Below are 12,966 nucleotides of genomic sequence, written 5' to 3' on the forward strand. Positions count from 1 at the left end.
CGGGCCCCTCGGGGGCGCCCGGGTCAGGATACGACAGAGGGGGCGCGATCTGCTCGCGCCCCCTCTGTGATGCAGTCAGCTGTGCGCTGCGCCTGCGGAGATCACTCCGCGGCGGGAGCGTCCTCGGCGGCAGCCTCGTCGGCTCCGGCCTCGTCCTCTTCGAGGGACTCCTCAGCCGGGATCGAGATCGCGACGACCAGGACCTCGGGGTCGGTCAGCAGCGTCGAGCCCTGGGGCAGCGTGACGTCGGCGGCGGTGATGTGCGCGCCGTCCTCGAGACCCTCGACCGAGACCTCGACGTTCTGCGGGAGGTGCGTGGCCTCGGCCTCGATCGACAGGGTGTTCGCGTCCTGGTTGACGATCGTGCCGGCAGCCGACTCTCCGGTCACGATGACGGGAACGTCGATGGTGACCTTCTCGCCCTTCTTCACGACGAGGAGGTCGATGTGCTCGATGATCTGGTGCACCGGGTCCTTCTGGACGTCCTTGACCAGGGCGAGCTGCGAGGTGCCCTCGATGTCGAGCTCGAGCAGGGCGTTCGCGCGGCGGATGATCAGCGAGACCTGGTGGCCGGGCAGTGCGACGTGCACGGGCTCGGTGCCGTGGCCGTAGATGACGGCGGGGATCTTGCCGGCGGCGCGCAGACGGCGGGCGAAGCCCTTGCCGAAGCTCTCGCGGAGCTCGGCCTTGACCGTGTTGTCTTCAGACATGGGGTTCTCCTTCGGGGCACGCAGCGAGAGCCGCGCGGTGGTCTTGGAATTGTTCTCGAACGTGGACACGTGAGGAAAGCCACCGGGCTTGCTTCGCCGCGTCGATAACGGACGTCCGCGCACGCGCGAAAGCGTCCCTCGCCGAGGTACTCCCTTCATGGTACCCGATGACCCGGTAGGCTGAAGACACCGATCCCTACTGCAGAACACGGAGTTCCCCATGCTCGACGGCGCCTTCTTCTCACACGTGATCGCCTGGGTGATCGGCGCGATGACCGTGTGCGCCGCCGGCTTCTCGTTCGCCGCCCTCTTCTCCCTCGGTCGCTCCGGCTACCGCAAGGACTGATCCGCGGGCGGTCGTCTCCCGCCGGCCCGCGCGCCGTCGCCGACCGTCACACGAGGGCCTCGTCTCGGTCGCCGCGATACCCTGAGAACATCCCCTACTTCACGATCCAGGAGTCTTCTGTGCCCGAAGCATCAGCGAACATCGGAGTCGTCGGACTCGCCGTCATGGGTTCGAATCTCGCCCGCAACCTCGCGAGCCGCGAGGGGAACACGGTGGCGATCTTCAACCGCAGCTACGAGAAGACCGAGACGCTGCTCTCCGAGCACCCCGAGGCCGAGTTCGTCCCCGCGTCGACGTACCAGGAGTTCGCCGACAGCCTGCAGAAGCCCCGCACGGCGATCATCATGGTCAAGGCCGGCCGCCCGACCGACGCCGTGATCGACTCCCTCGTCGAGGTCTTCGAGCCGGGCGACATCATCGTCGACGGCGGCAACGCCTACTTCCCCGACACGATCCGCCGCGAGAAGGCGGTCCGCGAGACCGGCATCAACTTCGTCGGCGCCGGCATCTCCGGCGGCGAGGAGGGAGCGCTCCTCGGACCGTCGATCATGCCCGGCGGCTCCGACGAGTCCTGGATCACCCTGGGGCCGATCCTGAAGTCGATCGCCGCCATCGCCGAGGGCGAGCCGTGCGTGACGCACGTCGGCCACGACGGCGCCGGCCACTTCGTCAAGATGGTGCACAACGGCATCGAGTACGCCGACATGCAGCTCATCGCCGAGGCTTACGACCTCATTCGGCGCGGCACGGACAAGACCCCCGCCGAGATCGCCGAGATCTTCGCGGAATGGAACACCGGCGAGCTCGAGTCGTACCTCATCGAGATCACCGCCGAGGTGCTGCGTCAGGTCGATGCCGAGACCGGCAAGCCGCTCGTCGACGTCATCGTCGACCAGGCCGGCGCCAAGGGCACCGGCGCATGGACGGTGCAGACCGCGCTCTCGCTCGGCGTTCCCGTCTCCGGCATCGCCGAGGCCACGTTCGCCCGCTCGCTGTCCAGCCACCCGGAGCAGCGCGAGGTCGCCGCATCCCTCCCCGGCCCCGGTGAGACGTTCACCGTGGCCGACGAGGCCGCGTTCATCGAGGACGTCCGCCAGGCCCTGTACGCGTCGAAGATCGTCGCCTACTCGCAGGGCTTCGACGAGATCCGCGCCGGCGCCGCGGAGTACGACTGGACCATCGACCTCGGCGCCATCTCGAAGATCTGGCGCGCGGGCTGCATCATCCGCGCGCAGTTCCTCAACCGCATCGCCGACGCGTACGCCGAGACCCCGGATCTCCCCGTCCTCATGACGGCCCCGTACTTCGCCGAGGCGCTCACCCGCGGCCAGGCGTCCTGGCGCCGCGTCGTGATCGCCGCCGCACAAGCGGGCATCCCGGCCCCGGCGTTCTCGTCGTCGCTGTCGTACTACGACGGCATCCGCGCCGACCGCCTTCCTGCCGCCCTCGTGCAGGGCCAGCGCGACTTCTTCGGCGCACACACCTACAAGCGCATCGACAAGGACGGCACCTTCCACACGCTGTGGTCGGTGGACCGCACCGAGATCGAGGCCGAGGACACGCACTGAGTCGTCTCTGACGCACGAAGGCCCCGGCTGCATGGCCGGGGCCTTCGTCATGTCTCAGCGGGTGATGTCCTGCACCGCGCCGTTCGCGAGTCGCAGCCTCCGGGTGGCCCGACGGGCGACGGCGGAGTCGTGCGTGACGACCACCATCGTGATCCCCTCGGTGCACAGCGACTCCAGCAGCGCGAGGATCTCGTCCCGCATGCTCTCGTCAAGGTTGCCGGTGGGCTCGTCGGCGAGCAGCACCCGGGGACGCTTCACGATCGCGCGCGCGATCGCCACGCGCTGCTGCTGCCCACCCGAGAGCTCCGTCGGCAGGTGATCTGCGCGGTCGGCCAGCCCGACGTGAGCCAGCGCCTCGGCCACGCGCGTCGCACGTTCCGCCCTGTCCAGCGTCATGGGCTCCAGCGCCATGTTCACGTTCTCGGCGGCCGTGAGCGTGGGAATCAGGTTGAATCCTTGGAACACGAACCCGATCTCCTCGGAACGGATCCTGCTCAGCTCCCGCGCCGAAGCCGAAGCGAGCTCGGTCTCTCCCAGGCGCAGCGAACCGGACGACGGCGTGTCGAGTGCTCCCAGCAGTTGCAGGAGCGTGGACTTCCCACCCCCGGTGGGGCCTTGGATGGTGACGAGCTCCCCCGGCAGGATGGTGAGGTCGACGCCGGTGAGCGCCTTCACCGTGCGGCCCTTCTGGGCGTAGGTGCGGGTGACGTTCTCGGCTCGATACAGCGGTGCCGCGGCATCCGTGCTGTTCGTCGTGTGAGCGAGGTCTGCGATGGTCATGATGTTCTTCTCCTGTTCGTGGGTGGTGGGCGCTTGTCAGGCGACGGATCGGAGGGCCTCGGCGGGGCTGAGGCGCGCCGCGCGCCACCCGCCCAAGGCGCCGGCCACGAGTCCGCCGAGCACGGCGAGACCGACGGCGGCGACGAGCACCCACGGAGTGAACGGGGCCTGCAGCACGATGTCGGCGGCCTGCGCGGTCTGGAACATCCCTCCGCCCCCGGTCGGGCCTCCGCCCATGCCTCCGGGGCCGCTCTCGCCGGCGCCGGCCGTGCTCGCAGCGACGGTCGGCTTGATCAGGTTGATCGCCACGATGCCCGCGATGCCGAGCACGAGACCGACAGCACCTCCGATGAGTCCCTGGATCATCGACTCGCCCGCGACCTGGCGCACGACGCGTCCGTCCGACCAGCCGATCGCCTTGAGCGTGCCGAACTCCCGCGTGCGACGCGATACGCCCGACAGGGTGAGGAGCACCGAGAGCAGCACGGCGACGGCCAGCACGATGATCGAGAGCCAGGTGCCGAGGTTCGTGATGAGGGACGTCGCGCTCGACAGCGACCCGGAGACCGTGGAGGCGAGCTCCGACTGCGAGGTCACCGTGGCGTCGGGCAGCTCCTCGGCCAGCGCCGTCTGCACGGCGTCGATCGAGTCGGCGGACTCCGCCTGGACGTAGACCGTCGAGATGACATCACCGGCGCCGGACAGCTCCTGCGCGGTGTCGAGCGGGAGATAGACGTTCGCTACGGTGTCTGCGGCGTCGGAGCCGGAGCCGGAGCCGGAGGCCACGGTCCCGACGACCTCGACCTGTGAACCGCCCACGTCGATCGCGTCGCCGATGGCGATCTCGTTCGTCGTGGCGTAGGTGGCATCGACGAGCGCGACGAGGGCGCCGGAGTCTTCGTCATCGAGCGCGCGCCCATCGGTCACGGATGCCGAGGCGAGCGGGCCCACGGATGCCAGCGACGGATCGATGCCGAGCACCGTGAACGAGTTCACGCCGAACGAGCCGTCGCCGGCGCCGGCCGAGCCGTCCTGCGGCGGGGCCTCCCCCTCGGTCGGTGAGGCGCCCTCGGCATCCTGCTGTGCGAAGCCGCCGCTCGGGAGCTCTCCCGAGAAGGTCGAGTTGGTGAGGCTGAGCGCCGCGGATGCTGCGGTCACGCCGTCCGTGGCGCTCACGGTGTCGAGCACCGAGGCATCGAGGGTGGCGCGCATCATGTCGGTGCGCAGGGTCGACTGGCTCAGGGTGGTCGTCTCGCCATCGGACGTGCCGTCGTCCGTGCCGAAGTCGAAGCGCTGGCCGCCCCCTTCGCCCGGCGCGGCCGCTGCTCCTGTGACGGTGAGGTCGGTGCCGACGCCGTAGACCGACTCCAGCGCCTGCTCCTGCGCGTCCCGTACCCCCGCCGTGAGCGCGTTCACGATGATCACCAGAGCGATGGCGATCGCGAGGCCTATCGCCACGATCATCGTCTGCTTCTTGCGGCCCGCCAGTTCTCGCCGCAGATATGTCCCGTACATGTGTCTCCTTCCGCCGCGCCTTTCGCGGGCCGATGACGACGCTAGGGAGCCGTCTTCTGCGACATCGATGGGCGAGTGATGAGAACGCTATGCGCCGCTGGCTCACAGGCGATGCATAGTGCCTTCCATAGAAATCCCATAGGAGATTCCGCAGAATGGAGGCATGAGCAACGACCTCCCCGAACTGCGGCGTCCTGATGGTTCCCCCCTGCGCATCCTCGCCGTCGATGACGAGCAGATGCTCACGGATCTCCTCGCCATGGCGCTGCGGATGGAGGGGTGGGAGGTGCGAACGGCCTCGTCGGGCCTCGAAGCCCTCCAGGTGGCGCGGGAGTTCGAGCCCGACGCGCTCGTGCTCGACATCATGATGCCCGACCTCGACGGCATGGCCGTCCTGCGGCGGCTCCGCGAGTCGGGAAGCCTCGTCCCGGTGCTCTTCCTCACCGCGAAGGACGCCGTGGGCGATCGCGTCGCCGGTCTGACCGCAGGAGGGGACGACTACGTGACGAAGCCCTTCAGCCTCGAGGAGGTGATCGCCCGCCTGCGCGCGATCATCCGTCGCACCGGGCACGCCACGGCCGACGACGGCCAGTCGATCCTCCGGGTCGCCGACCTGACCCTCAACGAGGACAGCCACGAGGTGATGCGCGACGGCACCGAGATCGAGCTGACCGCGACGGAGTTCGAGCTGCTCCGATACCTGATGCGCAACGAGCGCAGGGTCCTGTCGAAGGCGCAGATCCTCGACCGCGTGTGGAGCTACGACTTCGGCGGCAAGTCCTCGGTGGTCGAGTTGTACATCTCGTACCTGCGCAAGAAGATCGACGCCGGACGCGCTCCCCTGCTGCACACGGTCCGCGGCGTCGGATACATGATCAAGGCGCCTCAGTGAGCATGACGAAGATGCCGGGGAGGCCGATGAGCCTGCAGGCTCGGCTCATGACGGCCGTTATCGGCTTCGTCTCCCTCATCCTCGTGATCGTGGCGGTGATCACCAGCGCGACCCTCGGGGCGACCATGGAGCGTCAGCTCGAGGACAGCCTGAAGAACTACTCGAATCAGATCACGCGCTGGGTGGGCAGCTTCCCCGAGGAGCTCGCCAACGTCGACAACATCCTGGTCGGGCTCAAGCCGGTGCCCGGGCTCCTGCTGGCGGTGTCGAGCGTCGAGGGAGGGACGAGCGGTGTCGTCTTCAGCGACACCGCCGGTGACCTGGGAGGTTCGGAGAAGCTCAGCGCAAGCGAGCTCGATCGGATCAACGCCTCGCTCGCCGGGCGTCCGACCGGAACGGTCTCGATCGAGGACCACGGTTCGTACCTCCTCGTCGTCCAGAGCGCCCCCAACGGCGCGAACGTCGTGACCGGGCTCCCCCGCACCGAGATCCAGAACCAGCTCACGACCCTGCTGACCGTGATCGCACTGGCGACGATCGGCGGGCTCATCCTCCTCGCGCTCACGACCGCGATCACCATCCGGGTGGGACTGAGGCCGCTGCGAGCGGTCGCCGCGACGGCCACTCGCGTCGCCGACCAGCCGCTCGACCGCGGCGAGGTGGAGATCACGGAGCGTGTGCCCGCCTCGGAGGCCGACCCGCGCACCGAGACCGGGCTCGTCGGCGCCTCTCTCAACAAGCTCCTGGACCATGTGAACACCTCGCTCGCGGCACGCCAGAAGAACGAGGAGCGGATGCGACGCTTCGTCGCCGATGCGAGCCATGAGCTGAGGACGCCGCTGTCGTCGATCCGCGGCTACTCGGAGCTCTCCCTGCGCGCGCTCAAGCAGCAGGGCGGAGCCGCCGCGATCGAGGGCACCACGACATCGCTCGAGCGCATCCAGGCTCAGTCGCTGCGCATGACCCGCCTGGTCGAGGACCTCCTGCTGCTCGCCCGTCTCGACGAGGGTCGCGAGCTCGTGTACGGCACCGTCGACCTCGCGCAGCTCGCGGTGGAGAGCCTGACCGACGCACGGCCGACCGCGCCCGACCACCAGTGGAGCATCGAGGTGCCGGAGGAGTCGGTCGTCATCGTCGGCGACGCCGGCCGCATGCATCAGGTCGTCGCCAACCTGTTGGCGAACGCACGGACGCACACCCCCGCGGGCACGTCCATCACGCTCCGCGTCGGTCGCGAGGGCGACGAGGCCGTGATCCGCGTGCACGACGACGGACCCGGCATCGATCCGGAGGTGCGGGAAGAGCTGTTCGCCCGCTTCGCTCGCGGCGACAGCTCGCGAGCCCGACAGACCGGCGGGACGGGTCTGGGCCTCGCGATCGCGAAGGCGATCGTCGAAGGGCATGGCGGTCACATCACCGTGGCGAGCGAGCCCGGGGACACGACCTTCACCGTGCGCATCCCGATGAATCCCGCCGCCGAGCCGGCCGCCTGACCGGCGGCTCTCAGTAGCCGGCGGCTCTCAGTATCCGGCGGCTCTCAGTAGCCGGCGAACGCGTCGGTGGTGAGGGAGCGCGCCTTCTGCAGGGCGGGGGCGAGAGCGGCGATCAGTCGGGGCGGACCCGAGATGTACGCGTGGCGCGCACGCAGGTCGGGGACATGGTGCTCCAGCCCCTCGGCATCCAGCCGCGCACCCTGCGCCCAGCTCCAGTGCGCCGGGAGGCCGGCGGGCTCGTCACGCGTGAAGACGACGACCCGCGCCCCGGTCTCGGTGAGCTCGTCGCGGAACGCGAGCTCCGTGCTGTCGGATGCCACGTACACGAGCACCACGTCCTGCTGCCTTCCCGTCGACTGCAGCTGACGGAGCTGGGACACGAACGGGGTCACGCCGATGCCCGCGGCCACCATGAGCACGGGCGCATCCGATCGCGGCAGCAGGAAGTCGCCCCAGGTGCCGGTCACGGCGAGCGTCGCGCCCGGTTCGGCCGCAGCCAGCGCACGCTTGTAGCTCGACGGATGCTTCTGATCGCCGTCCTTGTAGGCGATCCGCAGCGTCGGCAGGTCGGCGGGCGCCGAGACGATGCTGAACTCCCGTCGGGTCCCCCGTGCGTCCGGACGGCTGTGCGGAACGTCGAGCTCGAGGTACTGGCCCGGGAGGAATCGCACCCTGCCCTTCGCGTGGAACGTCAGCTCCTGGGCCGTGGGGGTGATGAATCGTCGGCGCTCCAGCACGAGACGCACCGAGCCGCGGAGGGCGAAGGCGAAGGCCAGGAGGTTCCCGATCAGCAGGGCCCGCTCCTGCCCGAGGGTGAAGAGACCGCCGACCGCGATCGGCCAGCCCGCCAGCACACCCACGAGCGCCGCCACCGAGAACTGCTGCCAGCGACGAGGCGGCAGGGTCAGGGGCTCGGAGAGCATGAACGCCCCGAGGAAGAGGAACGGCGACTGCAGCGCGGCGAACGAGAGCGCGGAACCGAGGTCGAACGCGATGTCGAACTCCTGCGCCTGGACGGCCTGTCGCAGCACGGCGACCCCGATCGCGATGACGAGGAAGACGAGCACGATCCGCACCTTCTCGGTGCGCCAGAGCACCGCGAGTCCGAGGACCACGACCGGGATGAAGAGCGAGGGGGTGCCCACCCACCAGGACGACGACGTGCCGAGCCACTCGAATGCGCCGAAGGAGCCGAGGATCGACACCACCGCGGCACCGAACGCCGCAGGGTTGAGGATGTGGCGTCCGCGCCACGCGATCAGGTACTTCGACAGACTCGCCACCACCCCGGCGATGGCGAGACCGAGCAGCGCCGCCGGCTCGAGACCCGGGCGCAGCACGAACAGCAGGATCAGGGCCGTCACGAGTGACGACTCGATGCGCCACGGCAGCCTGAGGATGCGCTGCGCGACGGCATCGACCCCGGAGATCACGACCGCGAGCACCGCGAACGATGCGACGATCTCCGGCGGCGTCGGCGCCACGATGACGCCGAGGGCCGACAGCACGACGGCGATCAGCGCGAGAGCGAGGAGCGCGAAGAGCACGAGCCGGTACATCGAGATGCCGCCCAGCAGAGCGAGCACGCGCTGCCTCAGGGCGGTGATGGAGGTGATCACGGGTCTACTCTTCCCTACTTCTGAACGCTAGCGGCGGGCGAGGAAGAGTTCGGCGGGGCAGCCCGGAGAGCGCTCGACACGCCCGTCGGTGGTCATGCGCACCCACTCGACCTCCCACGATGCGGCGAGCTCCGGCACGCCGTCGAAGAACAGCGCGGTGGCGACTGCATCCGCGCGCATCGCCTCGGGGGCGATGGCCCACGTCGCCGCCCAGGTGCGCACCGGCACTCCCGTCCGCGCGTCGAGGACGTGATGGAGGCCGTCTCCCCAGGCGCGACGGTTGACGGCCGATGCGCAGAGCGCGGCGTCCTGCAGCTCGACGACGCCGATCGCCTGGGAGGGATCGTACGGATGCTCGAGACCGACGCGCACGGCGCTGCCGCGCGCCCGCATGTCGCCCCCTGCGTCGACGACGACATCTCCCGGCACCGCGTCGAGAACCCCGGCGACGAGATCGACGAGACGGCCCTTGCCGAGTGCGCCGACGTCGAGGAGCGCCGGGGCGGATGCCGTCGCCTGCCCCTCCGTCCATCGCACGGTCGACGTCCACTCCGTCGGGGCCGCGGTCGGCCCGCCCGCGACGAGACTGTAGGCGGCGTCGTAGCCGAGGGCCTCGAGGCTGGCGCCGATCAGAGGATTCACGGCTCCGCTCGTGGCCGCCGAGAGTTCGCGGTACGCGTCGAGCATCGCCCCCGCATCCGAGGAACGGATCGTGCCGCCCTCGCGTGCGACGCGGGTGACCGCGGAGTCCGCGCGGAACCGCGACCACTCCCGGTCGAAGCGCTCGATCTCGGCGCCGACGAGACCGCGCTCATCGGCGCCGAGGTCGTGCGTCGTCTCGATCTCCCAGCGGGTTCCGATCGCATCGAAACGCCAGATCGCCATGATCGCGCCTCTCGCGCCTCAGGCGGCTGCCTGCTCCTTGATGGACTCGACCGCCTCGTTGAATCCGCCGCTCGTGAGCGACGACCCCGCGACACGGCTGACCTCGATCTCGTCGAGCGACTTGCCCACGACCTCGTCGGAGATTCCGTCGATGAACTGGCCCTGGTACTGCTCCGACTCCCGCGCCTGCGGGTCGCCGGTCACCTCGACCTCGGACACGACGCCGTCGGCGAGGGTGAGCGTGACGGAGATCGTCTCGACGGTCTCGGGGGTCTGGTACGAGCCGTCGGCCGTGTACGTGCCGTCGGAGTACTCGCCGGCGGCACCGGAGTCGCTCGACTCCGTGCTGGTGTCGGTACCCGTGTCGGTGGCCGTGTCGTTCTCGGCGTCTGCGGTGCCGGAGCAGCCCGCGAGGACGAGGAGTCCTGCGACGCCGGCGAGGGCTGCGCCCTTGCGGACAGAAGTCGGTGCAGTCGTGCGGATCATGATGGTCCTCCCGGCCGTGATCGTTGTGGTGTTTCGACCGTAGGGACCGCGGCTATGTGCGGGCTGTGCTGCGGGTAAGCGTGACCTAAGTCGGCTACGCGTCGCCGCCGAACATGCTCGTGACGGAGCCGTCCTCGAACACCTCGTGGATCGCACGCGCCAGCAGCGGTGCGATGGGCAGGACCGTGAGCTTGTCCCAGCGGCGCGACTCGGTCAGCGGGATCGTGTCGGTGATGACGACCTCGTCGATCGACGCGTCCTGCAGCCGCTCCGAGGCCGGGTCGCTGAAGATCGCGTGCGTCGCCGCGACGATGACTCGGTGCGCCCCGTTGGCCTTGAGCGCCTGCGCGGCCTTCACGATCGTGCCGCCGGTGTCGATCATGTCGTCGACGAGCAGGCAGGTGCGCCCCTCGACGGCACCGACGATCTCGTGCACGGAGACCTGGTTCGCGACCTTCGGGTCACGGCGCTTGTGGATGATCGCGAGCGGCGCACCGAGGCTGTCGGACCATGTGTCGGCGACGCGCACACGGCCCATGTCGGGCGACACGACCGTGAGGATCTCACGATCCGCCGCGCTCAGCGTGCGCTGGAAGTGATCGAGCAGCACGGGCTTCGCGAAGAGGTGGTCGACGGGACCGTCGAAGAATCCCTGGATCTGCGCGGCGTGCAGGTCGACGCTCATGACGCGGTCTGCGCCTGCGGTCTTCAGCAGGTCGGCGACGAGGCGCGCGCTGATGGGCTCACGCCCGCGACCCTTCTTGTCCTGACGCGAATAGGGATAGTACGGGGCGACCACGGTGATGCGCTTGGCCGAGGCGCGCTTGGCGGCGTCGATCATGATGAGCGTCTCCATGAGCCACTCGTTGACCGGCTCTCCGAACGTCTGGATCAGGAAGAGGTCGCAGCCGCGGATGGAGACCTCGAAACGCGCGTAGATCTCGCCGGACGCGAAGGTCCGGTGCTCGGTGGGGACCACCTCGGTGCCCAGTGCGGTGGCGACGGCGGCGGTGAGCTCGGGGTGGGAGCGGCCTCCGGCGACGACGAGCCGCTTCTTCGTCTTGGCGACGAGACCGGGCGCGATGCCGTTGTCCCGATCCAGATCGACCGTCTTCTTCTTGCGCGCCATTCAGTCCGCCTACTCCGCGTCTCGGGATCGGGCCGCAGCATCCGCCGCGCCCGTGCCTGCCCTGTTCTTCTCGACCCAGCCTTCGATGTTGCGCTGAGGCGCGACGCTCATCGAGAGGGCACCGGCCGGTACGTCCTTGCGGACGACGGCGCCGGCACCCGTCTTGGCGCCAGCACCCAGCCTAACGGGCGCGACGAGGGTCGTGTGCGAGCCGGTGTGGACCTCGTCCTCGACGATCGTGCGGTGCTTGTTCACGTCGTCGTAGTTGGCGGTGATGGTGCTCGCGCCGAGGTTCACACCGCGTCCGATGGTCGCATCGCCGACGTACGACAGATGCGGGACCTTGCTGCCCTCGCCGATCTCCGCGTTCTTCGTCTCGACGTAGGCGCCGATCTTGCCGCCCGCGCCGAGCACCGTGTTGGGGCGCAGGAACGAGAACGGGCCGACCGTGGCCTCGGCGCCGATGACGGCGAGCGTGGCATCCGTGCGCCGCACGATGGCGTCCTCCCCCACCTCGCAGTCCACGAGGGTGGTGTCCGGGCCGATGATGGCGCCCTCGGCGATCTTCGTCGCCCCCAGGATCTGCGTGTGCGGCAGGATCGTGACGTCCGGGGCGAGCGTGGCGTCGTCGTCGATCCAGGTCGTCGCCGGATCGATCACCGTGACGCCCTCGCGCTGCCAGTGACGCACGATGCGCTCGTTGAGCAGGCGGCCCACGAGGGCGAGCTGCGCGCGGTCGTTGACCCCGTAGGTCACCGTGACGTCGGAGACGACGGATGCCGCCACGCGGTCGCCGTCGCGACGAAGCAGCCCGGGGACGTCGGTGAGGTACATCTCGCCCTGCGCGTTGTCGACGCCGATCTCGGGGAGGTACCTGCGCAGCGTGGAGGCACGGAACACGTACATCCCGGCGTTGATCTCGCGGACGGCGGCCTCGTCGGCATCCGCGTCCTTCTGCTCCACGATGCGGTCGACGCCGCCCTCGCCGTCGCGGATGACCCTGCCGTAACCGCTGGGGTCGTCGACGACGGCGGTCATGAGGGTCGCGGGGGCTCCCGAGGCTCGATGCTCCGCGAGGAACGCCGAGAGGGTGTCGGCATCGGCGAGCGGGCAGTCGCCGGAGAGCACCAGCACGTCGCCGTCGAACTCTGCCGGCAGCGCGTCGATCGCGACCTGCACGGCCCGCCCCGTCCCGGGGACGTCGTCCTGATCGACGAACACGGCGTCGGGGTAGTCCTCGCGCAGCGCATTCACGACCTGGTCGCGCTCATGGCGCACGACGACCTCGATGTGGTCGGCACCGAGCCGAGTGGCGGTGGTGAGGACGTGCCCGACCAGCGGGCGGCCTCCGATCGGATGCAGCACCTTCGGCAGCCGCGAGCGCATGCGCGTCCCCTGCCCTGCGGCGAGGATGACGATGGCGAGAGTGTTCCCAGTCATGCTCCGCCGCCAGGACTCGAACCTAGACCTCACAGCTCCAAAGGCTGTCGTGCTGCCATTACACCACGGCGGACCGCGGCATCCGGGGACACCGCCTGTCAAG

Annotated in this window: 12 protein-coding genes and 1 tRNA gene; 4 read left to right on the forward strand and 9 right to left on the reverse strand. The window is 69.5% G+C overall.

The window, feature by feature from the left end; genetic code table 11:
• Positions 1-101: 101 nt before the first annotated feature.
• Positions 102-710 (reverse strand): 50S ribosomal protein L25/general stress protein Ctc, encoded by a 609-nt coding sequence (locus BN2660_RS00555; protein ID WP_091226206.1) that lies wholly within the window; start codon positions 708-710, stop codon positions 102-104.
• Positions 711-930: 220 nt separating this feature from the next.
• On the opposite strand from BN2660_RS00555, the gene BN2660_RS16715 reads away from it, so the two are divergent.
• Together BN2660_RS16715 and gndA are read left to right on the forward strand one after the other, a co-directional pair.
• Positions 931-1,056 carry a hypothetical protein gene (locus tag BN2660_RS16715; RefSeq protein WP_255304887.1) on the forward strand — a complete coding sequence of 42 codons (126 nt, stop codon included), beginning with the start codon at positions 931-933 and terminating at the stop codon, positions 1,054-1,056.
• A 119-nt stretch (positions 1,057-1,175) separates the two neighbouring features.
• Positions 1,176-2,624 (forward strand): NADP-dependent phosphogluconate dehydrogenase, encoded by a 1,449-nt coding sequence (gene gndA, locus BN2660_RS00560; RefSeq protein ID WP_091225904.1) that lies wholly within the window; start codon positions 1,176-1,178, stop codon positions 2,622-2,624.
• A gap of 54 nt (positions 2,625-2,678) precedes the next feature.
• Here the strand turns inward: gndA and BN2660_RS00565 are convergent, their stop codons facing one another.
• Both BN2660_RS00565 and BN2660_RS00570 read right to left on the reverse strand, forming a co-directional pair.
• Positions 2,679-3,404: an ABC transporter ATP-binding protein gene (locus tag BN2660_RS00565; protein ID WP_176697036.1), complete on the reverse strand. Its 726-nt coding sequence runs from the start codon at positions 3,402-3,404 to the stop codon at positions 2,679-2,681.
• Between the two features lie 36 nt (positions 3,405-3,440).
• Positions 3,441-4,919, reverse strand: coding sequence for an ABC transporter permease (locus BN2660_RS00570; protein WP_091225907.1), 1,479 nt, complete (start codon positions 4,917-4,919; stop codon positions 3,441-3,443).
• Between the two features lie 163 nt (positions 4,920-5,082).
• Here BN2660_RS00570 and BN2660_RS00575 point away from each other — a divergent pair, with 163 nt between their 5' ends.
• Together BN2660_RS00575 and BN2660_RS00580 are read left to right on the forward strand one after the other, a co-directional pair.
• Entirely contained in the window at positions 5,083-5,811 is a 729-nt protein-coding gene (locus BN2660_RS00575) for a response regulator transcription factor (protein WP_091225910.1), read from the forward strand.
• Positions 5,812-5,813: 2 nt separating this feature from the next.
• Positions 5,814-7,304 (forward strand): sensor histidine kinase, encoded by a 1,491-nt coding sequence (locus BN2660_RS00580; RefSeq protein WP_255304981.1) that lies wholly within the window; start codon positions 5,814-5,816, stop codon positions 7,302-7,304.
• Positions 7,305-7,348: 44 nt separating this feature from the next.
• Here the strand turns inward: BN2660_RS00580 and BN2660_RS00585 are convergent, their stop codons facing one another.
• From BN2660_RS00585 to BN2660_RS00610, 6 genes are all read right to left on the reverse strand, one after another.
• Complete coding sequence (locus tag BN2660_RS00585; RefSeq protein WP_091225913.1) at positions 7,349-8,923, reverse strand: FAD-dependent oxidoreductase; 1,575 nt, start codon at positions 8,921-8,923, stop codon at positions 7,349-7,351.
• Positions 8,924-8,950: 27 nt separating this feature from the next.
• Positions 8,951-9,808, reverse strand: coding sequence for an FAD:protein FMN transferase (locus BN2660_RS00590; protein WP_091225915.1), 858 nt, complete (start codon positions 9,806-9,808; stop codon positions 8,951-8,953).
• A gap of 18 nt (positions 9,809-9,826) precedes the next feature.
• Positions 9,827-10,294 carry an FMN-binding protein gene (locus BN2660_RS00595; RefSeq protein ID WP_091225917.1) on the reverse strand — a complete coding sequence of 156 codons (468 nt, stop codon included), beginning with the start codon at positions 10,292-10,294 and terminating at the stop codon, positions 9,827-9,829.
• A 94-nt stretch (positions 10,295-10,388) separates the two neighbouring features.
• Positions 10,389-11,423 (reverse strand): ribose-phosphate diphosphokinase, encoded by a 1,035-nt coding sequence (locus BN2660_RS00600; RefSeq protein ID WP_091225920.1) that lies wholly within the window; start codon positions 11,421-11,423, stop codon positions 10,389-10,391.
• 9 nt (positions 11,424-11,432) lie between these two features.
• Complete coding sequence (glmU, locus tag BN2660_RS00605; protein WP_091225923.1) at positions 11,433-12,863, reverse strand: bifunctional UDP-N-acetylglucosamine diphosphorylase/glucosamine-1-phosphate N-acetyltransferase GlmU; 1,431 nt, start codon at positions 12,861-12,863, stop codon at positions 11,433-11,435.
• A 1-nt stretch (position 12,864) separates the two neighbouring features.
• A tRNA-Gln gene (locus tag BN2660_RS00610) sits at positions 12,865-12,936 on the reverse strand.
• Positions 12,937-12,966 lie beyond the last annotated feature (30 nt).

Origin of the sequence: Microbacterium sp. 3J1, from assembly GCF_001049495.1 — a bacterium.
Taxonomy (GTDB): domain Bacteria; phylum Actinomycetota; class Actinomycetes; order Actinomycetales; family Microbacteriaceae; genus Microbacterium.

What these genes read in the sequence shown, in the direction of transcription:
- BN2660_RS00555 (WP_091226206.1), bottom strand. Translation starts at nt 710, where the DNA reads ATGTCTGAAGACAACACGGTCAAGGCCGAGCTCCGCGAGAGCTTCGGC.
- BN2660_RS16715 (WP_255304887.1), top strand. Translation starts at nt 931, where the DNA reads ATGCTCGACGGCGCCTTCTTCTCACACGTGATCGCCTGGGTGATCGGC.
- BN2660_RS00565 (WP_176697036.1), bottom strand. Translation starts at nt 3,404, where the DNA reads ATGACCATCGCAGACCTCGCTCACACGACGAACAGCACGGATGCCGCG.
- BN2660_RS00570 (WP_091225907.1), bottom strand. Translation starts at nt 4,919, where the DNA reads ATGTACGGGACATATCTGCGGCGAGAACTGGCGGGCCGCAAGAAGCAG.
- BN2660_RS00575 (WP_091225910.1), top strand. Translation starts at nt 5,083, where the DNA reads ATGAGCAACGACCTCCCCGAACTGCGGCGTCCTGATGGTTCCCCCCTG.
- BN2660_RS00580 (WP_255304981.1), top strand. Translation starts at nt 5,814, where the DNA reads ATGACGAAGATGCCGGGGAGGCCGATGAGCCTGCAGGCTCGGCTCATG.
- BN2660_RS00590 (WP_091225915.1), bottom strand. Translation starts at nt 9,808, where the DNA reads ATGGCGATCTGGCGTTTCGATGCGATCGGAACCCGCTGGGAGATCGAG.
- BN2660_RS00595 (WP_091225917.1), bottom strand. Translation starts at nt 10,294, where the DNA reads ATGATCCGCACGACTGCACCGACTTCTGTCCGCAAGGGCGCAGCCCTC.
- BN2660_RS00600 (WP_091225920.1), bottom strand. Translation starts at nt 11,423, where the DNA reads ATGGCGCGCAAGAAGAAGACGGTCGATCTGGATCGGGACAACGGCATC.
- glmU (WP_091225923.1), bottom strand. Translation starts at nt 12,863, where the DNA reads ATGACTGGGAACACTCTCGCCATCGTCATCCTCGCCGCAGGGCAGGGG.